15 protein-coding genes and 2 pseudogenes are annotated in these 21,985 nt (G+C 51.8%); 14 read left to right on the top strand and 3 right to left on the bottom strand.

Annotated features, from left to right (window positions below; all coding sequences use genetic code 11):
- Positions 1-17 precede the first annotated feature (17 nt).
- Together C1N62_RS21105 and C1N62_RS21100 are read left to right on the top strand one after the other, a co-directional pair.
- Positions 18-863, top strand: a complete 846-nt coding sequence (locus tag C1N62_RS21105) for a fumarylacetoacetate hydrolase family protein (protein ID WP_137765713.1) — start codon at positions 18-20, stop codon at positions 861-863.
- Between the two features lie 20 nt (positions 864-883).
- Entirely contained in the window at positions 884-1,918 is a 1,035-nt protein-coding gene (locus tag C1N62_RS21100; RefSeq protein ID WP_137765712.1) for a 2-keto-3-deoxygluconate permease, read from the top strand.
- 324 nt (positions 1,919-2,242) lie between these two features.
- Here C1N62_RS21100 and C1N62_RS21095 read toward each other — a convergent pair whose 3' ends face one another.
- A complete protein-coding gene (locus tag C1N62_RS21095; protein ID WP_137765711.1) occupies positions 2,243-2,467 on the bottom strand; it encodes a hypothetical protein in 225 nt (74 codons plus the stop codon).
- Positions 2,468-2,895: 428 nt separating this feature from the next.
- A pseudogene (locus C1N62_RS23235) lies at positions 2,896-3,263 on the bottom strand (TonB-dependent receptor plug domain-containing protein).
- Between the two features lie 366 nt (positions 3,264-3,629).
- Between C1N62_RS23235 and C1N62_RS21085 the strand changes: the two are divergent.
- From C1N62_RS21085 to C1N62_RS23230, 11 genes and pseudogenes are all read left to right on the top strand, one after another.
- Positions 3,630-5,174, top strand: a complete 1,545-nt coding sequence (locus C1N62_RS21085; protein WP_137765709.1) for an ABC transporter substrate-binding protein — start codon at positions 3,630-3,632, stop codon at positions 5,172-5,174.
- A complete protein-coding gene (locus tag C1N62_RS21080) occupies positions 5,171-6,136 on the top strand; it encodes an ABC transporter permease (protein WP_137765708.1) in 966 nt (321 codons plus the stop codon). Before C1N62_RS21085 ends, C1N62_RS21080 begins: the two co-directional genes overlap by 4 nt.
- Complete coding sequence (locus tag C1N62_RS21075) at positions 6,136-8,550, top strand: ATP-binding cassette domain-containing protein (RefSeq protein ID WP_137765707.1); 2,415 nt, start codon at positions 6,136-6,138, stop codon at positions 8,548-8,550. The genes C1N62_RS21080 and C1N62_RS21075 overlap by 1 nt, the downstream gene beginning before the upstream one ends.
- A 58-nt stretch (positions 8,551-8,608) precedes the next feature.
- Positions 8,609-10,375 (top strand): ABC transporter ATP-binding protein, encoded by a 1,767-nt coding sequence (locus C1N62_RS21070; RefSeq protein ID WP_137765706.1) that lies wholly within the window; start codon positions 8,609-8,611, stop codon positions 10,373-10,375.
- Positions 10,372-12,102, top strand: coding sequence for an ABC transporter ATP-binding protein (locus C1N62_RS21065; protein WP_137765705.1), 1,731 nt, complete (start codon positions 10,372-10,374; stop codon positions 12,100-12,102). Before C1N62_RS21070 ends, C1N62_RS21065 begins: the two co-directional genes overlap by 4 nt.
- Before the next feature lie 251 nt (positions 12,103-12,353).
- Positions 12,354-14,507 carry a TonB-dependent siderophore receptor gene (locus tag C1N62_RS21060; RefSeq protein WP_137765704.1) on the top strand — a complete coding sequence of 718 codons (2,154 nt, stop codon included), beginning with the start codon at positions 12,354-12,356 and terminating at the stop codon, positions 14,505-14,507.
- 1,374 nt (positions 14,508-15,881) lie between these two features.
- Positions 15,882-16,766, top strand: a complete 885-nt coding sequence (locus C1N62_RS21055; protein WP_137765703.1) for a transcriptional regulator — start codon at positions 15,882-15,884, stop codon at positions 16,764-16,766.
- 640 nt (positions 16,767-17,406) lie between these two features.
- Positions 17,407-18,438: a tyrosine-type recombinase/integrase gene (locus C1N62_RS21050; RefSeq protein WP_137765702.1), complete on the top strand. Its 1,032-nt coding sequence runs from the start codon at positions 17,407-17,409 to the stop codon at positions 18,436-18,438.
- Positions 18,439-18,576: 138 nt separating this feature from the next.
- Positions 18,577-19,350, top strand: coding sequence for a nucleotidyltransferase domain-containing protein (locus C1N62_RS21045; protein WP_137765701.1), 774 nt, complete (start codon positions 18,577-18,579; stop codon positions 19,348-19,350).
- Between the two features lie 93 nt (positions 19,351-19,443).
- Positions 19,444-20,334: pseudogene (locus C1N62_RS21040) on the top strand (Rpn family recombination-promoting nuclease/putative transposase).
- Positions 20,335-20,489: 155 nt separating this feature from the next.
- Complete coding sequence (locus C1N62_RS23230) at positions 20,490-20,630, top strand: hypothetical protein (protein WP_168195923.1); 141 nt, start codon at positions 20,490-20,492, stop codon at positions 20,628-20,630.
- Between the two features lie 16 nt (positions 20,631-20,646).
- On the opposite strand, the gene C1N62_RS21035 is transcribed toward C1N62_RS23230, so the two are convergent.
- Positions 20,647-21,231: a DUF2913 family protein gene (locus tag C1N62_RS21035; RefSeq protein ID WP_137765700.1), complete on the bottom strand. Its 585-nt coding sequence runs from the start codon at positions 21,229-21,231 to the stop codon at positions 20,647-20,649.
- Between the two features lie 200 nt (positions 21,232-21,431).
- Between C1N62_RS21035 and C1N62_RS21030 the strand changes: the two genes are divergently transcribed.
- The gene (locus tag C1N62_RS21030) at positions 21,432-21,977 is read left to right on the top strand and encodes a 3'-5' exonuclease (protein ID WP_137765699.1); all 546 of its coding nucleotides are present in this window, start codon (positions 21,432-21,434) and stop codon (positions 21,975-21,977) included.
- Positions 21,978-21,985 lie beyond the last annotated feature (8 nt).

Here is a 21,985-nt window from a genome sequence, read left to right as displayed (position 1 = left end):
ACCACCGAGAGGACTTTATGAAAGTTGCCACTATCAATGATCACGCCTGTGTTGTTGTGAGCGCCGGTTGCGCATGGCGCATTGCTGCCGAGAGCGACGGGCAGTTTGGACCCCGCATGGCGGATCTTTTCCCGCACTGGGCGGCGTTTTGTCACTGGGCGAGTCGCCATCAGCCAACCGAAACCTTCAGCTTTAGCGATGAGGAGCTGGGACTGATTTCGCCGCAGCCCGCACAGATCTTCGCTATCGGCCTCAACTACCACGAACATGCACGAGAAACCGGCTTGCAGAGTGAGAAAAGCTTTCCGCCGGTGTTTCCAAAATGGGCCAGCAGTCTGGCGAATCCGGTAGGTAACCTGGCGGTGCCAGCGCAGCACAGCCACATCGATTGGGAAGTCGAGCTGGTGGTAGCGATCGGGCGTGAAGCACGGCACGTCTCGCGTGAAGCCGCGCTTGATTACGTTGCCGGTTACGCGGTCGGACAGGACTTCTCGGACCGCAAAGTCCAGTTTGCCGGGCAGAGCGCGCAGTGGGGACTAGCAAAATCCTTCAAAGGATTCTCACCCGTTGGCCCGTGGCTGGTGACGCCGGATGAGCTGCCAGGCGGGGCTGCCATAACCTGTATCGTTGACGGCGTGGTTAAACAGAGCGGCACGCTGAATGAGATGATTTTTTCGGTGGCAGACATCATCGCCATCTTGAGTGACGTCGTTACGCTCATGCCCGGGGATCTGATCTTCACAGGTACGCCTTCCGGGGTGGGCTTCGCCCGCCAGCCGGCAGAATATCTGCAACCGGGCAGCACGGTGGTCAGTTCGATCGCCGGTATTGGCGAACTGCGTCAGCGGGTAGTGGCGCGTTAATCTTACTGGGAGTGATGGTCATGAATATTCCGATTAAAAGAACGATTGAACGTGTGCCGGGCGGCATGATGGTGGTGCCGTTGCTGCTAGGTGCATTGCTGCACACCTTTTTACCGCAAACGCCGTCCTTTTTTGGCTCTTTCACCGGGGCATTATTCACTGGCAGCATGCCGATCATGGCGGTATTTTTTGTCTGTGTGGGTGCCAGCATCAATATCAAGGCCACGACCTATATCCTGAAAAAAGGCGGCAGTCTGTTCTTGACCAAAATTGGTATTGCCGCGCTGGTCGGCATAATCGCTGGCCATTTTCTCGGTGAACAACCGATAGCGGGCGGTATATTTGCTGGCTTATCGACCCTTGCGCTGGTGGCTTCATTGAATGACACCAACGGCGGGCTTTACTGTGCGCTGATGGGGCAATACGGCAGCGCGCGGGATATTGGCGCATTCAGCATTATGACGCTTGAATCGGGACCATTTCTGACTATGGTTACACTTGGTCTGGCTGGGTTAGCGGGCTTTCCATGGCAGACCATGCTGGGGGCGATTTTGCCGTTGCTGATCGGCATTATGCTCGGCAATTTTGATGCGGAAATGCGTGCATTTCTGAGCAAGGTTACTGACGGGCTGATCCCCTTTTTCGCGTTTGGTATTGGTGCCAGTCTGGATCTGACCAAAGTCTGGAGCGCCGGATTGCTGGGATTAGGTATTGGCGTGATGGTGGTGGTGGTGTCAGGTGGTGCTTTATTCCTTATAGATCGCGCCACAGGTGGTACTGGCGTAGCAGGGGTGGCCGCGGCATCCACGGCCGGTAATGCGGCGGGCGTGCCAGCGATCGTTGCGGCGGCAAATCCGGTATATGCCGATGCCGCCGCGAGTGCGACCATTCTTGTTGCCGCCTCGGTGATAGTTACTACGCTGCTGGTGCCACCACTGACGATGTTTGTCGCCAATCGATATGGCACGATGAAAGGCAAAGATGAGGTTAGCGTACAATCTGAAGAGCATGAAACGGATGCGCTGCGCGAAAAGGTATTCAAACCCCACGGATGATGCGAGCAAATATAATTGAGGGTAACTGGTTATCAAGGGCTGATGGGCAGCGATTGGCGGATATAGAGCAAAAGGTGACATTTTATTTGGCCCGAACATCCTGGAGGGCCACCCAAATCTCTGTCATAAAAATCAGGCTGAAATATCTGGATTATGGTGATTAGGACAGGAGCGCGGGGCGGGCGTATTTTACCGTGCATTGAAGAGTGATAAAGCGGAGATGGCAATATGGCCACGGCGGTTACAATTTGGGTGGGTTGATAATTCGGCGTACGGCAATGCGGTAATCGGCCACCAAGAGGTAGGATCGAACTCGGCCACAATCTAAGTGGGATGATAGATATCCAGTGATGAGACGCTTCCGCTACCGTAATTAGTGTGGCCAAGCATGTGTTCAACACTGACTTCCGTCAGCAGTTCATAACTTATTGAACCCGTATCGAGGAAATCATGGATCTGGTTGTCAAAGTTAAGCGAGCTGAAATGCTCATCGGATACGGCAGTGTTACGGCTGGTGGTATGCATATCGCCATTGAGTGTCGACATCATCACCGCATCATATTTGGAAGTTTCGCCGAAATCGCGGCCCTTTAACAGCGTTAACCAATCTTCGTTAAAGCTATGGATATAGCTGTAACCGACCGACGATTGTCTGCGGCTGAAGGTATTGTGGTTTGGCTCACCGGGATTGGCATCCAGCGGCAGTTTGCCGTTTGGATTGGTTAATACCGTCCATAAGATGGCTATGAGGTGATGGCACTAAGATTAGGGCCGTACTGGAAACAGGAATTGAGCGTCAGGCCGTTGTTGTCATCCAAGATTGAACGTGATGGAGGGGGCAGCAGTTTAGTTCCTTGCTGAATGCCATCTGCCAGATGACCTGCTGCAACGACACGATAAAACACGCTGCTGATTTCATTGATTGCGCCACCGTAATCCAGTTCAATCCGACCATAATTATCGGTACCACCCTCTACTTAGATATGACGAATAGTCGCGTGCGTGGGCAACTTGCTGATTAAAGCGACCACACCGCCAGGATTGGAAAGATCAAAGATAACAGAAGCGGTACCACGTAACACATCGACTTGTTCCTGCAGTAAAGGATCAACCTGTTGCACACCAAACAGCAGGCCATTGGTATTGCGCTGACCGTTCTGTAATACATTGGAATACCCCGTATCACCGTAGTTAAACCCACGAATAGTGAACTGATCAAAGGCGGTGCCCCCCACTGCTCCGCAGCCACACCTGGCGTGTAGCGCAGCGCTTGGTTCAGGCTTCGCGTGTTTTGATCATCCCTTTGCAGCCGGGTGATGACAGAAACAGACTGCAGCGTCTCCACTGGCGGAGTGGCGGTTTTGGTAGCGCTGCTGCTTTCCACCGCACACAACTTACTGCCATGTTATTGCTGGCTTTGTGCTATCACGGTCAACGTTGAATTATTTTGCTGTGCCCAGGCACTTTGCAGCACGAGGTAACATACTGCAAGTGAAAGGCCCGTTGCGGCGCGTTGTGTGATTTTTTCCTGCCGAATATGTCGTGATGCGTTCCATAGCAATCCTCTGCACGATAACAATCAAAAGGTTTTCTCAATGTTTATTTTGAGAATGATTATCAATAGTATTGATAGAAGTGTAATGTTATAACATATGCATGGATCGATAATGAAGCAGGATTTCAAGGATTTCGTTGAGGGAGAGGTGAGCGAATGCACCAGGGTTTAACCAGAAGAAAACTGATAAAAACAATAGGAATTGGCGCGGGTGTTGCGTTAAGTAGCGGTTTTTTCATGCCATCCTGGGCTAAGGAACTTCGGCCGAAAAGAGGCGGAATATTGCGAGCAGCCTTCGCGGGTTCCAGCAATGATTCCACCCATGTACTGCGATCGACCAACAGCAATATTGACTATGTACGCGCACGTTTAGTGTGGGATTCATTAGCGGAGATAGATAATGAACGTATCGTCTGGCGCCTGATGGAGTCTGCCGATACCAACAGTGACGCCACCCGTTGGACGATAAAACTGCGGCAGGGTGTCACCTTTAGTGATGGACGAAAACTCACCGCTAAAGATGTGATGTTTAGTCTGCGTACCTGGATGAGTCAGCCCGGCAGCCAAAGCGGCTGGCTTAAACCGCTGGATCTCGCTTCGTCCCGGATCGAGGATGATTACACCCTGACGTTGCAGTTGCATAAACCAGTAGGGTCCTTCGATTTATTACTGGCTCAGTCTGTGTTTATTTTTCCAGAAAATACGCAAGATTTTACGTCAGCCATTGGTAGCGGCCCCTACACATTAAAATCCTGGACACAGGATAAAAGTGTCTTGCAGGCACGCCGCGATTATTGGGACGCAGAACATGGCGGACCCTGGCTGGATGAAATTCAGCTCTTCGCTGTTAGCGATACGGCTGCACGCCTGAATGGTCTGAAGGCGGGGCAGTTCGACTATGCTGGCGGCATGGCGCTGTTAACGGCCAGAGCAGAACAGGGCAATCCGTCCATCAAACTCTGGCATTCGTCAAAAGCGGAAATGAGCAATCTGGCGTTGAGTATGAATCTCAGCAAAGCCCCGTTTAATCAGCCTGAGGTGGTGGAAGCGCTGAAATACGGCATTGACCGCGACATGATGGTGCGGGCTGTGACCATGGGATTAGGCGAAGTGGCTAATGATGCGCTGGGTGCTGGTCAACCCTGGTTCGCGGCCGATTTGCCCGTACGTGCCTACGATCCTGAACGTGCCCATTCACTGTTGCAAAAGGCGGGGCTCAAATCGGTTAACACGGCGATTCGCACCAGCGATTATGAATACGGCACTGCGGAAAGCGCCACGCTGCTATTGCGCCAGGCAAAAGCAGCGGACTTTGATCTTAAGCTGGACCGTGTACCTGCTGCGGATTACTACAGTGACTTTAACCTGCTACTCAACACGCCCTTACAAACCAATCTTTATCGTCCGATGCCTTTACCCGTTGCGCTGCCGTTCTACTATGGCTCATCAGCTCCCTGGTCATTTACCGGTCCCGCTACACCGCAGCTTGATGCTCTGATGAACGCTATGCAGGCAGCTCGCGGTGATGCGTTACGCCAGCGTGTGGCGGACGTTCAGCACTACTTGTGGCAACAGGGCGGGGATGCCATTTTTGCGCGCATTCCCTCCATCGCCGCGTCTTCGTCGCAGGTGTTTGGTATCAGAGCTGCTGGATTCTTCGATTATCCCCTGTTACGTGATGCGTGGATACGTCCAGCATGATACTCAGGGTTACCGTGACACGGATGCTGTTGCGCGCTGGACAAGCGCTGTTCACGCTATGGCTGCTCTCGGTCATTATTTTTAGCGCAGTGTCGCTGGTTAAGGGCGATGCCGCGACTCAGCGCCTTGCTGGCAACGGCAATCTTGAACAGGTGAAGACACTACGCACGCAACTCGGGCTGGATAAACCTCTTACCACGCGTTATCTGTACTGGGTGAATGGCGTGCTGCGGGGCGACTGGGGAACCAGTTATATAAATGGTCGCTCGGTCAGTCAACTGCTGTGGGAACGCGGGCGATTTTCGCTGGCTTTGGGTGCCACTGCCAGCGTATTGCTGGTGGTGATAGCGGTGACTGTAGGCGTGTATTGCGGGCTTCACCCCGGCAGTGTTGCAGACAGGCTGATTAGCCTGCTGTCTCTCGGGTTAGTGGCGCTTCCTGAATTCGTCACCGGCACGCTGCTGGTCATGGTATTTGCATTGACGCTGCACTGGTTGCCCGCGTTATCGCTCGTTGTACCAACCCAATCGCTTTGGTCACAGTGGGCGCTATTTACTTTGCCCGTTCTGACCCTGCTTAGCGTTTCGCTGGCGCAAAATATCAAGCTCATCCGTCTCGGAGTGCTCCGTGCCTCACAGTCTGTTGCCTGCGAATGCGCCCGCCTGAATGGTGTGGCTGAGGCGCGAGTGGTATTGCACTGGGTCCTGCCGGATGCGCTAGGGCACAGTTTGCCTGTCCTGGCACGCTACATCGCCTATCTGTTTGGCGGCGCCTTGATTGCCGAGACGCTGTTTGGCTGGCCTGGGTTGGCGGCGGCATTGCTTAATGCCACCTTGTCACGCGATACACCAGTGGTGATGGGCATTGCAATGGTGATTTGTACGCTGACGGTGCTCCTGAACCTACTGGCTGATAGTCTGACGGCGCTGCTCAACCCAGCGGCCGGGCAAGGAAAGCATTGATGAGCAAAAAACAATATGTCGGTATTGGCTTGTTTCTGCTCATGGCACTCCTTAGCGTTGTGGGACCCTGGCTTGCGCCGTATGCAATCGACGAAATCCGCGATATGCCCTTTGCACCGCCCAACCCAACCGACTGGATGGGTACAGATTATCTCGGGGCAGATGTTTTCAGTCGCTTAATGAGCGGGGGCCAGCAGCTGATGGTGCTGGCCTGTTCAAGCGTACTCCTTGCGTGGTTAGCCGGCGGTTTGCTGGGAATGATAGCCGCACTTCAGGGACGTTGGCTTGATCGCGTGCTGATCGTTATCGCGGATGTCTTACTGAGTGTTCCGGGATTGTTGTTGCTAACGCTGGTGGTGACAGTCAGTGGGCGAGGTTATCTGGCGGCGGTGATAGCCGCAATCTTGGTGATGTTTCCCGATATCTTCCGTCTAGTTCGCGCGGCGACACTGCAGCAGTTGCAGCAGGATTACGTCGATATGGCGCGCTGTCGCGGTGAATCATTAATGTCGATTATCCTCCGGGAGATCGCGCCGAATCTGTTGCCCTTGTTTAGTGCCGATATTGGCATTCGTCTGCTGGCCGCTATCTTTATATTGGCGACGGCCAGTTTTCTCGGGCTGGCCGCACAACAGCCCGAGGCAGACTGGGGCCTGATGATCATGGAAAACCGTCAGGGATTGTCGTTTCAACCCTGGGCAACGCTGGCGCCCATCGCCGCAATATTGTTACTCCTTATTCCACTCAACCTGAGTCTGGATGGGCTTTATACCCCTTCGCGCAGGAAAAAAAAGCTGCCAGTCTCATCGCTCTCTGACGCCACTGGCGATGTCAGTATGGCGCTGGAGATCAAACATTTTAGTTTGAAGTTGCCCAAGCAGACGTTGATTAACTCACTTTCACTTCAGGTTAAAACCGGCGAAATCGTTGCACTGGTGGGGGCATCAGGCAGCGGTAAGAGCACGTTACTGCGTGCTGCACTGGGACATTTTCCAGCGACAGCGGCAGGCATAGAAGGCGATGTCAGGCTCGCAGGTCGTGCGTTGTTTTCATTGCACGATCGCGCACTGAGACAGTTGAGGTCACAGAAAACAGGGTTCGTGCCGCAGGATCCGCGTCTGAGCATGATGCCTTCACAAACGATCGAGACTTACCTGCGCATTATGGCGGCGCGGCGCGGACTACCCGCGCAACAGCGTAAACAACAGGTGGCCGCTCATTTTAAAGAGCTGGGATTACCTGATGGTGAGGAATTTTTACAGCGCTATCCTCATCAGATCTCAGGTGGACAGCGCCAGCGCGTCATGGTGGTGGCCGCGATGCTCGGCTACCCAGCCTTATTGCTGATGGATGAACCCACCAGCGCACTGGATAGCGTCAGCACACAAGCGCTGCTGCGCTGGATTGCCTCCACGGCGCGGGCGCATAGTATGAGCGTACTGTTTATCGCCCATGATTTACCCCAGGCCAGCCAGATAGCGGATCGGATCGTGGTCATGTCGCAGGGAGAAGCGATCGAACAGCAACAGACTCAGACGTTTTTACAAGCTCCCCGCACACCTGCAGGGCAAAGGTTACTTGAAGCGTGGCAGCCACGAATACTTAACCAGACGGAGAAATCGGGTACTGGCCCTCTGCTGTCAGGCAGCAAGGTCAGTGTTAGCTTCGCAGGCAAATTGACACTCATGCCGCTGCATTTTTCGCTAGGGCGGGGTGAGACACTCAGCATTGCTGGCCGTTCCGGCGGAGGTAAAACCACCTTGTTGTGCGCAATAGCGGGTTTGCAACCCGCCGCCAGCGGCGTGTTAACCCTGCATGACGCCGCGTTGCCTTTGAACATTCACCAGCGCAGCCGCGTGCAGAAATCAAAGATGCAATATGTTGCGCAAAATCCCGCCAGTGCGTTAAATCCTTTTTATCGTGTACGCGCGTTACTGCTCAGACCGCTACGTCTTAATGTCCCGAAACTAACTGTAGAACAGCGAGAGCAACGGCTTCATGAAGTACTACGGCAGGTCGGTCTTGAAACGCATCTTCTCTCGCGGACAATCAGCACACTTTCCGGTGGGCAACAGCAACGAGTCGCGTTGGCACGCGCGCTGATCGTTCGACCTGATATTTTGTTATGCGATGAAGTCACCAGCGCGGTAGATGGTCCCACGCGTCTTGAACTGATCAAACTCTTGCGACGTTTGCAGCGCGAACGGGGTATTGCCTTACTCATCGTCACCCATGACCTGACTCTTCCCGCACAGCTAGGCGGCACATTGATGGTCATTGATCACGGAAAGGTGGTAGAGCAGGGGCCCGTTTTTCAGCTGCTGGAGCGGCCCGCGCACAAGGTCACGCAACAGTTAGTTTCAGCAACAAAACTTACAATGGACGCACCGCAATGCTCTCCTCCATCAATTTGACTTGCATTGATACACCAAATACACAGGCCGTAAAACATCTAGTGAATAAGGGACTGAAATGAAACTACTGGGTGAACCTGGTCAGTTAGTTGCGCGCGTGCCGCAGGTGGCACGCGCGCTGCGTCTGGCCCTTGGCTGTGGCGTCGTCGCAGGATTGCTGAATGTCAGCGGCATGGCGCTGCTGGCATGGGCGATCACGCCGTTGCTGCACACATCGCAGCTCTTGTCCTCAACCATCATCGCGCTGGGGGGCAGCGCGCTGGCAATTACGCTGGCATTTTATCTGCGTCTCCAGGCGGAAGAGCGGGCGCATGAGGCGAGCTACCAGTTGGAGGAAGCGCTGCGTGAGCAACTGGTAGAACATCTGAGCCGCGTACCGCTCGGCGTGGTGCAGAGTTGGGGCAGCGGGCGACTGCGAAAAATCATCCAGGATGATGTGAAAGCGCTGCATATCGCCGTCGCTGACGCGGTGCCGTTTGTCGGTGCCAGCCTCAGCCAGCCGCTCGCGGCGCTGCTGCTGTTAGCCGTAGTGCAGTGGCGGTTGGCGCTGGTGGCGCTGCTGTTACTGCCGATCAGCCTCGTCTGTATGGCGCTGATGGCGCGGGAAAATCCGCAGCAGCGTGCGCGTTACAATGAAGCCAGTGAAGCGGTGAATGCCGGGGTGATTGAGCTGGTGCAGGGCATGGCGGTGATGCGCACGTTTGATAACGGTGCGGCAGGCTGGCAGCGCTTTAGCGCGCGGCTACAGCAGTTCACGCAGGCAGTGGAGGCCTGGATGGCAGGCAGTAAACTGCCGTGGAAAATCAACCGTCTGGTGGGTGCCGCGTTGCCCACCGCCACAGTGTTGATGGTGGCGGGGCTGGCGTTGTATGCAACGGGGCAGATTACGCTGGCGCAATGGTTGCTCGCCTTGATGGTGGGGACTTTGCCGGTTAAGGCGCTGGAACCGTTGGTGCATCTGGCGAACTATCTGAATGATGCCGGAGCCGCCTCGCGACGTATCAGCGACGTGCTGGCACAGCCGATATTACCCGAGCCACTGCAACCGCGGATGCCTGAGGGCCACACGCTGAGTCTTAAACATGTCAGCTTTAGCTACCCCGGCCTGTCACGGCCCGCCTTGCGGGATGTTACCTTAACGCTGACGCCCGGCACACATTGCGCCATTGTCGGTGCCTCTGGATCGGGGAAATCGACGCTGGCACGGTTGATCCCGCGCTTTTACGATGTTACTGACGGCGAGATTACGCTGGGCAGCTGCGATATCCGCCAGATGCGCAGTGACGTGCTGTTGCAGCAGATGGCGCTGGTGTTACAGGAGCCGTTTTTGATCAGCGGCACGCTGGAGGAGAATCTGCGACTGGCCGCGCCGGAGGCCAGTGAGGCAGCTTTACAGCGTGTGATGGCTGCAACTGGGGTAACAGAGATTGTCACCCTGTTGCCACAGGGACTTAACACGCCTATCGGCGAGCGCGGCAGTACGCTATCCGGCGGTCAACGCCAGCGTGTTACCCTGGCGCGAGCGTTGCTTACCGATGCGCCGATTCTGGTGATGGATGAAGCGACGTCATATCTGGATGCGCATAATGAGCGGCGCATCCAACAGGCGCTGGCGCAGTTATCACCGAACTGCATTGTGATCACCATCGCCCATCGCCTGCAGAACGTGGTTGAAGCCGATGTGATTGTGGTGATGCATGAAGGCCAGGTGGTGGAAAAGGGCCGTCATGCGGCGCTGTTAAGTCAAAACGGGCATTACGCCCAGCTGTGGCAGCACCATCAGCTTGCCAGCCAGTGGACCTTACAGCGTGAGGTGACGGCATGATTCGCACATATCACAACATGATTCTGGTTGCAGGCGACTACGCTGCACCTTTTCGCAGGACCCTGCTGTATGCCGTGACGGCGGCAATTTTACAGGCGGCAGGCTGGATAATTACGCTGCCGCTATTTTCCCTGCTGCTTTCACCCGGCACGCTACCGATCGGTGAGATAGTCAACTGGCTTCTGGTGCTCACGGCCCTGCTGGTTGTGGAAGGTTTTATGCGCTGGCGTGAAATGGCGTTTGTGTATGACTACTGGCATCGGGTGACTGAAGCGCTGCGTCTGCGTCTGGCTGAGCGGTTGCGCGCTATGCCGTTGGAGCGGCTGGCGCAGCGGAAAAGCGGCGATCTGGCGACGATCCTTGGTAACAACGTGACTTTTGCCGCCACCGCACTCTCCTCACTGGCGACGCTTGCGATTCAGCTAATGGTGGTGCCAGCGGTGCTGTTATTGCTGATTTTCACGCTCGACTGGCGTTTAGGTGTGCTGTTACTGGCGGGCTGTTTGCTGGTATTACCCATGATGCTGAGGGTGCGGCGCGAAGCCAGTCAGGACTTTCAGCGCGTTGACGAAGCCGATGCCGCTGCCAGCGCCGCCATCGTAGAATATGTGCAGGGGCAGGCGATGTTGCGCGCCAGCGGGCGAGCGGGCGCTCAGGCCCCATGTTTACGTCAGGTGTTTACTCATCAGCATCAGGTGCAGCATCAGACCGGCGGCACAGCGTGGCTTATCGGCAGGGCTCAACTGATTATTCAGCTCACCTTAGTGGCAACCATCGCGCTGGGGATCTGGTTATGCGCCAGCCAGCAACTGCCGCTGGCTTCGTTGCTGTGCCTGGCGGTGCTGGTCGCGCAAATGGTTGAGCCACTTACACTGGGACTTGCTATGGTTCGCCTGTTTGAACTGGCTGACGCCGCCCTGGTACGGGTGAATGCGCTACTGGCGGAAGCTGAGCAGACCACGCAACTGCCGGCGCAGCTGCCAGGACACTTTGCGATTGAACTGCAAAATCTGGGGTTCCACTATCATCAGCAAATACAGCCAGCAATCAAGGATTTGACGCTGCGCATCCCGGAGAAATCACTGACCGCATTAGTCGGACCTTCCGGCGGCGGGAAAACGACGCTGACCCGATTGATGAGCCGTTTTGCCGATCCGCAACAGGGCAGTATTCAACTGGGCGGCGCAGAGTTGCGCCATATTTCAACTGAGCAACTGCTGGCGCAGATCTCGGTGGTGTTTCAGGACGTTTGGCTGATGGATGATACGCTGTTCAATAATATTGCTCTGGGTAAACCGCACGCATCAGAGGAAGAGGTGATTAACGCTGCACGTAAGGCGCATATTCATCACGTCATCGAAAAATTGCCGCACGGTTATAGCACATGCGTGGGTGAGGCTGGCAGCGCGTTATCCGGCGGGGAGAGGCAGCGGGTGGCAATTGCGCGCGCCATTCTGAAAGATGCGCCAGTGGTGTTGCTGGATGAACCAACGTCCTCTCTCGATAGCGAATCGGAATATCAGGTGCAGCAGGCGATTAATGCGCTGGTGGCGGATAAGACAGTGGTGATTGTCGCACACCGCCTCTCAACCATACGCGCTGCCGATCAAATCGCTTATGTCGATCGGGGACGCTGTGTGGAGTGCGGCGATCATGCGACGCTGATGGCACTTGAAAACGGGCATTATCGCGCTTTAGTTCAGGCGCAGCAGGGTAGCGAGGTGTAACCCTCGCTACCCCAAGTAAGGTCAGCGATTGCAGGATTGTTCAGGCCGGAACCTGATATACCTCTGGGTTCCGGCTTAACCACACTGATTTTTTGTGCCGTCAGCCAAACCTTCCGTTTCACAACTCCTCTTCTAATCCCAATCTCCATTAATCAGAGCCAGAAAAGCGGAATTCATTATCGCGATTTAAATGTTATGTTATAACATATCCAAATAAGAATCATTTCACCTCTCAGGGAGTTTGGGACGTTATGCACAACAGGGTAAAAGGATTGGCAGCGCTGAAGCCACTCAGTCTGGCGTTAATGGCAATATTAATGGCAACACAAGCAAAGGCAGAAGAGACGCTTAGCGTGACTGCAGCGTCATCAGACAATAGCGGACTGGTGGCAACACGTAGCAAAAGTGCCACTAAAACCGATACGCCGCTGCTCGAAACGCCACAGTCGATCTCGGTGATTACACGCCAGCAAATGGATGCACAGAATGTGCGTTCCCTCAACGAAGCGCTTCGTTATACGCCAGGCGTAGCCGCTGAACAGTGGGGCGGCGTCAGCGCGTTTGACCAGTTCTCGATTCGCGGTTTTAACTACGGCTCCACCGGCTTTAACGATCAGTTTCTCGATGGCCTGCGTATGAACAACGGGCTTGTGTATGGCTTCCAGCAGGTCGATCCTTTCCTGCTAGAAAATATCAGCGTGGTACGGGGACCCGCCTCAGTGCTGTATGGTCTTGCCAGTCCTGGTGGGATTATTGCCATGCAGAGTAAGCTGCCGACGGCGGAAAGCATTCATCATGTTGAACTGGAAGCGGGTAATCATCAGTATCAGCGCGGTTCATTTGATCTCGGCGGTAAAGCCAATGATGAGGGCACTGTGCTGTATCGTATTGTCGGTACGGCCACCACCCGTGAAGGACAAGAGCGTGGCACGGAGATGCGACGCTGGGCGTTAGCGCCATCGGTGACGTTCCAGCCAGACTACTACAACCGCCTGACGCTGTACGCCCGCGTGCAGAACGACCCTAAAATGGGCGCGCAAACCTCGCTGCCGGTGGCCGGCACGGCACAACCAAATCCTAACGGTAAATTGCCGACAGATGCCTATCCGGGGGAACCTGATCACAACACCTTCTCACGTAAACAGGCGGCTGTTGGCTATAGTGCCGATCACTACTTTAATGATGACTGGTTTTTCAGCCTTAACGGGCGTTACAGCGAACAGACCTCAAACTACAATGCAGTGATTTTTGCTGGTCTGGAGCCGGATCAACGCACCATTAGTCGGACCATCGCGGCGTCAAATGAGCATTTCAATACGCTTAATCTGGATAATCAGCTGCACGGGCACTTCAGCACTGGCGACATCGATCACCAGTTGCTGCTGGGCATGAGCTGGGATCGCTTCACCGGGCACGCCAACTACGCCAATGGCACTGTCAGCCCACTGGATATCTTCGATCCCCATTACGGTCAGGCGGTTTATGGTGGGTTGCAGGATTATCAAAATACCCGGGTGATGAATACCCAGACCGGCCTTTATGCGCAGGATCAGCTGAGTTATCAGCAGTGGCGAGCCACCTTCGGCGTGCGCCATGACTGGTCGAGCATTCGCACCACCGATCTGCTGGGAGACAGCGACGATATTAAACAGCGCGATGAGGCGACAACCTGGCGAGCTGGGCTTAACTACCTGTTTGATAATGGTATCGCCCCTTACTTCACTTACGCGCAGTCCTTCCAGCCAACCACCTCGGTGAACAGCAGCGGCCAACCGTTTGATCCTTCGCACGGTGAACTGTATGAAGCGGGCATTAAATATCAGCCAAAATCCCTGCCTGCGCTGTTTTCTATCGCGGCGTTTAACCTTACTCAGGACAAAGTGCTGACCACCGATCCGGTTCATGCCGGCTATTCGGTGCAGGGTGGGAAAATTCGCTCGCGCGGACTGGAGTTAGAAGCGCGCGGTAACCTGACAGAGCAGTTCAGTGTCATCGGTTCGATGACATGGCAGGATGTACAGTATGTACAGGACAGCGACCCGGCTGTTATTGGCCGAACGCCGCTGCGTATTCCCACTCGTTTCGGCTCATTGTGGTTGAACTGGGAAGCACCCGCGACCAGCGTGGTTGCTGGATTAGGGGCTGGGGTCGGTGGACGCTTTAGTAACGGCACCAAAGGCGGCACCATGGATGATCAGTTTAATACTGCCGGGTATGGCGTGATGGATGCAGAGGTGCACTACGATCTCGGCCATCTGGCGCACAGCCTGCAAGGCGGTAAGGTGCAGGTTACCGCGCAGAATTTGACTAATCGGCAGTACGTCACGAGTTGCTTCACCGCGTCACAAGGCTGTTTCTATGGCTCAGAGCGGGCAGTGATGGCGAAGCTTAGCTGGGATTTTTAAATTTGGTGGTGTTGCCGAGTTGTTGGGTGCCGACGCGATATGTGTCGTCTCCAAACCCAACATGCTCACTCAAGCTGTGTGTTTTCATAGGAACACACAGTCTTGATACGATTAAATAACTTCCTGAGAAAGATCTTAATAAGAAATCGGGTTGCGGGCGCGATCAAAATTCTGCGGTTGATCGGGCAAAGAATACGGGTGCCAATCGCGATACAGCCAGGCTCGTCGGTAAAATGGTGGGCCTGGCTGTTCTCATTTCTTCTTGTTCCGGCAATTCGCGGTGTCATCATTGCTGTAATTTGTGCTGCCCGTATAAGTTTGGCAGATCGGTAAGCTCTGTCTCAAAAGGCACTGGCGGCCAATCTGCAGTGCTACGTGATAACCGAAGTCAGATTGAAATGTAGGGCAAATACATACTGTCAGGATGCGGATAGTCGCTGAGCTTAGCGCGGAATACCAACATGAGTCGCATGCTTGATGTGGAATAGGATTCAATTTAATTATATAAATATCAGATAGATAATGAAATGCGCTAAATCTATCTTATGTTAAATAGCTTGTGCAGGCCCGCATTTTATTCTTTACGATGCTGTCACCTGCTCACCATAACCATAACTGATGGCATCTAATCCTCCCTTACCACTCTCCATTAGAAGCAGTCACCGGTTAACGGAGTTATGGAGTTATGGAGTGACGGAAGCTTTAGGATTACTTTTTAACAACTATTCAGCGGTTTAGAGATTGTCGCGATAATCGCGGTAGCCTTAGCTGGCGTTGTCCAGCCCCTTACAAAAAGGAACATTGTTCGTGAGAGGAAATGTTAAATAATTTAATCTGCTTATAAAGGTTGCATTTATGAGTAAATACAGTTTGGCTAAGCAATATCTTTCATTGAATAAAATTATTTATGAAATCAATGCCGTGGATTTTAAGGGTGAAGTTGCCTGAAATAATGTTATTGAAACCAGATAATGAAAAATATTATAGCTATTGTGATGCTTATTGATACGGTGATAGTTTCCTGAATTATAATTTTGATATCTTTGGGTTTTGATTTCATTTTTATGCCATTACGATGAGTTGATTTCGTTAAGCATCCTAATCCACCTGGAATATTGAAATCAACTCATTTTTATTTTTTTAAAAAATCAACCATGCATAATTATTTTCTTATTTAATTATATTTCTAATGTGGAGTTTGTGTTGATGAGAGGTGTAGATTGTGTGGAATTGAAGGCGGGGATTAATAAATATGTACAATTTCCATTCTGTTTATGTTTTGTTTAATGTGATGGTAATATATAAAATTTTTGATTTTCATTCCTTCTTAGATGGATTAATTGAAAACGGCTTTTTATTTCTTCTGGGATTCACATGATTAATATTAGGTTCAAGTTATCTGGATGGATGAGTTGCGATATTCATCAATACACCATTATATTTAATATGTATGGAGGGAATTTTTGCACTCATCCTAAGTTGTTAACCTATCTATCAGAAAAGCATGGGGTTAAAGTAAATTATTACTATAAAGTTGATCGTGATGTGCCAATCGCGGCATTTTTTTTGATTGAAGGAAAAGGAGATTATAAAAACAAGGAACTTCCCTTTGTTTTCGATGATTTAATTTATCCAATTAAAAAAGGCTGCAAGGTATATTTGCCTTTTAAGGTGAAGAGAATATCACCAATAATTAATAATTATGTCATTAATTCTTTTAGTCACAAAAAATTCAAGAAAAGGATTGCATACGTTAAAGATAACTTTTCTTCTAAATCGGTAAGGAAACGTTCCGGTGAATTAAAACGGTTCATATCATCAGGTGGGCAGGTCAAAGATTTTTCACTGTTTACAACATCAGAACTTGTTAATATCTATCGAAAGTTATTTCTCCTTCGTTGGGAAGAAACAGTATATTGCCCTTCTTATGATGTACTTTATGATGTCTTTGATAATTTCCGGGATATGATTTTTGGGTATGTTGTCTTGCACAAGGGTGAACCTTGCGCTTTTGACTTAAACTATATAGTAGAATGTCAAAATTGGATATACATTGATGATTATAATGGCGGTCTAAACCCCTCACTCAAGGATTTGGGTATCGGAAGTCTTCTGCTTTGGAGCAATATAAGTCAAGCTAAGGAACTAGCAAGATCACGCAATAAGAATCTTGTCTTCTCATTAGGCGCTTATAATGAGGCCTGGAGTTACAAGCAGCAGTGGTGTGCGATTTTGCCTTCAGGAAGAACAGTATTTTGATTATTTCTTAGACATCATGATGGTGTGTAAGAGTTTTATTAAATAACACAAGTGCGATTTTATCAGTAAAATATGCTTGTTCAATTAAAATTCAGCCATATCAATTTATACATTTCTTAATAGCCTCTGTTGCTCAAGGGGCATTCAGAATTTCCGCCAAAATTTATAGGTCAATCGCAAAGTTCGCTCTATTACGTATTCTTTAGGGAAGAGTATAGGAAAGCTTGCTTGAGTCATATAAATAAAGAATTCTATCGGTATGTACCCTTCCTCATAAATTAATTTCGAACATAAATCATGTTCTAATTCCATATAATTATTATCATCGACAATACGTCTGTCCTGACCTCACTAAAATGTTTTATTGAATTTGACCTCTTTTAACCTTATATAATTAGGCTTATATAAGGCCAGACAAACGCCAGAAACCCCTGTATCATGCGGATCCGGGCCGGATCCTGAGCTTTATGGCCATTTATACGAGACGGCGAGAGCTGAATGCTGCCCTGCTGATAAGCTGCGGGCGTAAGCGGTTAAATCTCCGGCAGCGCTACGTGAAATCTGGCGGGCATGTGCCCTGCTCTTTCTGCAGAATTCACGTAGCGATGCTGTGATCAAAACGGGCAAATACTGAGCAGACATGAACGAACTCTCCGGTTTTAACGGTGTGGCCCTCAGCGGCAGCGCCGGTGACGATCTTACCAAGAAGCTGGCCGCGTTCGTCCGTCACCGCGAAGCCTTCTCGCCTAACACGTGGCGCCAGCTGCTGAGCGTGATGCGGGTCTGCTGGCGCTGGTCGCAGGAAAACAGCCGTTCATTTTTGCCCATGTCGCCCGAGGACATGCAGGACTACCTGTTTCACCTGCAGGCGATTGGCCGGTCAACTTCGACGATATCGGTGCACGCCGCGCTTATGTCTATGTTACACCGTAACGCCGGACTAGTACCGCCGACGGTATCGCCCGACGTGGTTCGCGCCAAAAAGAAAATTAACCGTACTGCCGTTGTCTCTGGCGAGCGCACCGGGCAGGCAGTGCCTTTCTGCCGCCCGGATCTGAATCGTCTCGATGCTGCGTGGAAGCATTCATCACGGCTTCAGCATCTGCGGGATCTCGCCTTCATGCACGTGGCCTACGGCACCCTGCTGCGTATGAGTGAGCTGTCCCGCCTGCGGGTACGGGATATCTCGCGCGCGGCCGACGGTCGCATTATCCTCGACGTGGGCTGGACCAAAACCATCCTGCAGTCTGGTGGGATCGTTAAGGCACTCAGTTCACGCTCATCTGAGCGGCTTATGGACTGGATACACGCAGCGGGTCTGGCCGACGAACCCGATGCGGTTCTGTTTTGCCCCATACACCGGTCTAACAAAATTATCTCAGTCACTGAAGTACCCATGAGTGCACCCTGCCTGGAAGATATCTGGCGGCGCGCCAGACTTCAGGCGGGTGCGAAAACTCCCCTTAAAACCAACAAGGGACGCTATTCCAGCTGGAGTGGCCACAGCGCGCGCGTCGGTGCCGCGCAGGATATGGCCAGAAAGGGCATCTCGATTGCGCAGATCATGCAGGAGGGTACCTGGACCCAGACCCAGACGGTAATGCGCTATATCAGAATGGTGGAAGCTCATAAGGGAGCTATGGTAGCGCTCATGGAAAGTGATGATGACTAGCAGGATACCTTCTGCACAGGCGCCGACTGAACCTGTATGCCGTTCACCCTGAATGAAATCTTTTGATGCGGCTGGTATTATTCTTCTACCGCTGCTGGCTTCAGTTGAGGATGTCGTTAATAGCACGAAGGAGAACGAATGGCGGTTGATAAAAACGGATTCATCACCGAACCTGTCTTAAGCAGCTTTCAGCCTGCTTTCGCCCCAGTAGTTTCTGACGTGGTGCAGCAGCTGAGTAAAGGCATGCCTGACCAGATCCACAGTATATATGTGTATGGTAGCCTCGCTGATGGCACAGGCAGAGAAGCGTTATCCGACCTGGATCTGACGGTGATATTCACCCGGGAACTCGACGACGCCACAGCAGACAAAATACATGCTTTTAAGGCAGAGCTGGAACAGCAATATTCAGTCATCAGTAAAGTTGATATCGACCCGGGCGTGCTGGATGAAGTGATGTTGCCTGCCAGTGCGAATCGTTGGGGCTACTGGCTGAAACATCACTGCATCTGCTTGTATGGTGAAGACCTTCGAGAACACTTTAAACCTTTCAGACCCTCAAGGGACATTGCCGTCGCCGTTAACGGTGATTTTCTGACCGTACTGAATGGCTACGTTGCCCTGATGAAACCGGCTCTGGAAACCGCGCAGCGTCATGCCCTGCAGCGGTCGGCTGCACGTAAGGCCATTCGTGCGACAAACATACTCCGTGAAGAGAACGATCAGGACTGGCCGGTTACCCTGGAAGATCTGTGTGAAAAATTTAGTGACAGGTACCCGGCCCTTACTGAGGAAATGGACTATCTGCTGAGCATCAGTTACCGTCCAAAGGGCGACATATTGAATTTTGCCAGCAGGATCACGACTTTTGCCTACTGGCTTAATGCAGAATTCCATACGCGTCAGCGTTGATAACCTGAATATGCAACGGGTCAGGCGTGAAGTTTTCAGAAGACAAATCAACTCAGCCTGTAAGAACGCATGGGGAACGGGAAAAAAAGAACGATGAGCAACAAAACTACGCCGGTACCGCACGATGCGGCATTCAAGGCGTTTCTTACCCACCCTGATACTGCACGCGACTTTATCAAACTCCACGTGCCCGCAGAGTTTCGTGCGATATGTGATCTCAGCACCCTCAAACTTGAGTCGGGCAGCTTTGTGGAAGAAGATCTTCGAGCCTATTACAGTGACGTACTCTATAGCGTCAAAACGACAGAGGGTGACGGCTACATTCACGTTCTTATTGAACATCAGTCTACCCCTGACCGGCACATGGCTTTTCGCCTGATGCGTTATGCTATAGCAGCTATGCAGCGACATCTGGATGCGGGCAATAAAAAGCTGCCGCTTGTAGTACCTGTTCTGTTTTATACCGGCAGACGCAGCCCTTACCCTTATTCTACAGACTGGCTGCGTGAGTTTAGCGATCCGGACATGGCTGCAAGGTTGTACGGCACGGCCTTTCCCCTGGTCGACGTTACTGTCATCCCCGACGACGAGATAATGACGCATCGCAGCATGGCGGCTCTGACCCTGCTGCAGAAGCATATTCATCGCCGGGATTAGTCGGCGCTTCTTGACCGGCTTGCCGCCACGCTGCTGACTGGACATCTGACGGGACAGCAACTCGTATCGCTGATAAACTATCTCATACAGGCAGGCGAAACTGATGACGCTGAAGCCTTTGTACGTAATCTGGCGCAGAGAGTGCCACAGCATGAGGAGGCTCTGATGACAATCGCACAGCAGCTGGAACAGAAAGGTATTGAAAAAGGGCGTCAGGAAGGCAAGCTGGAAATTGCAGATAAGCTTCTGAAAAAAGGTATGGAATTAAAGTTTATAAAGGAGATCACTGGCCTCACAGATGAAGAACTGGCAAAAATCATACATTAATTAAGTCCAGCAGAGGTAAAATTTAAACTGATTGTATTCCTGCTCTTCAGACACGGAAAGTGCCGCAACATGAGAGAGCACTGGTGAAAGTTGCACAGCAGCTGGAACAGAAATGCATCGAAATCGGTCGCCAGTAAGGCCTGCAGCTCGGTGAAATGAAAGGGCGCGAGGAAGGTAAATTTGAAGAAAGGCTGGAAATCGCAGGCAAGATGCTTAAAAGCGGTTATCCCCTTCAGGCCATTAAAGAGCTGACCGGACTGTCAGACGAGATTCTTGCCAGAATTCTTCACCGATAACTGATTTATGTTTCGATCAGCATGCACGCAGTTGATGAAGAAGGGGAACAGAAGTGTCTGACTCCCGTTGCCATCCAGCTCGTGCAAGGAGTGCATCAACTGCTGGAATATCAGCGGTGATCCGTACGGCCAGTGTTTTGACCTGGCGTCCATCCTCTCCAAAGCCCGTATCCAGGTCGCTTTTTCTGATAAACACCCCTGGTATAGTTGGACTGAGTTTTACCGCATAACGCCCTTCCCACTCGCTTTCGTTGAGCACGCCGTAGTTAATGCCTGTCAGAGTAATCGCGTGCATAACGTGCTGCAGCCTGAACAGGTCATTCTGTTCCAGCAGGTCACCACTGCTGGCGCGCCAGAGGTACTCCAGTTTCCCGGGTAAATCTGCCAGCAGCCCCTTTTCTCTGCCTTCTTTCAGCAACCACCGGATATCATTCGCCAGTTCACGGCGAAACAGCCGCTTCTTTTCAGCGGTGGCCAGCCACCGGCACAGAAAGAGGTTCTCCTGTGCGGGAGAATTAACTGTTCCGGCTCTGCGGGCCATATTTAAGGCAATGAGCCCACACCATGCAAGGTGGTCTACGTAAAGATTAGAATTTTCCATATACAATTCGTTTAATCATAATTCTTGGCTGAAACCAACTTCTCTCGGCTCCAGTAAATGAATGTTATCCCGTGGGGATCGTAATCTGCCGGGCAAGTAATTTCATCAACTTTTAAGAGCATTGACTAACATGATTACTCAGTCTTAGATGGAAGATCAGCACCTTCCCCGATTACCAAATTCTTTATCAGAGGATATCAATGAGTAATTCCGAGATATATGTGTCAGTTGATATTGAAACGTCAGGCCCTATCCCAGGCATTTACAGCCTCCTGTCTATTGGGGCTTGTCTGGTGAGTGCCCCACAGAATGCACTGTATCTTGAGCTACAACCAGATAGCGAGAAGCATGATGCTGAATCTCTGGCTGTAACAGGGCTTGATATCAACCGACTCCAGAACGACGGCCTTGCTCCAGAACAGGCCATGTTAAAGCTAAAAGACTGGCTTGCCTCACTAAATGCCCAACATCGGAAAATCATTTTTGTCGGTCTGAATGCTCCATTTGACTGGTCATTTATAAATTTTTATTTTCACAGGTATATCGGCAATAACCCCTTTGGTTTCACAGCTATAGACATTAAAGCCTACTACATGGGGGCTATGGGGTGCGCGTGGTCAGAAACAAAATCATCGCATATGTCTGCACTTCTTGAACCGCGCACTCAGCCCACACATAACGCGCTTGATGATGCCCGTTTCCAGGCTGAACTTTTTTCTTTGTTACTGGCGAGGTCAGGCCGTTAATCGTGATC

The sequence above is a fragment of the Nissabacter sp. SGAir0207 genome (assembly GCF_005491205.1).
In the GTDB taxonomy this organism is placed as follows: domain Bacteria; phylum Pseudomonadota; class Gammaproteobacteria; order Enterobacterales; family Enterobacteriaceae; genus Chimaeribacter.
This window is presented reverse-complemented; position numbering and strand designations above follow the sequence as displayed.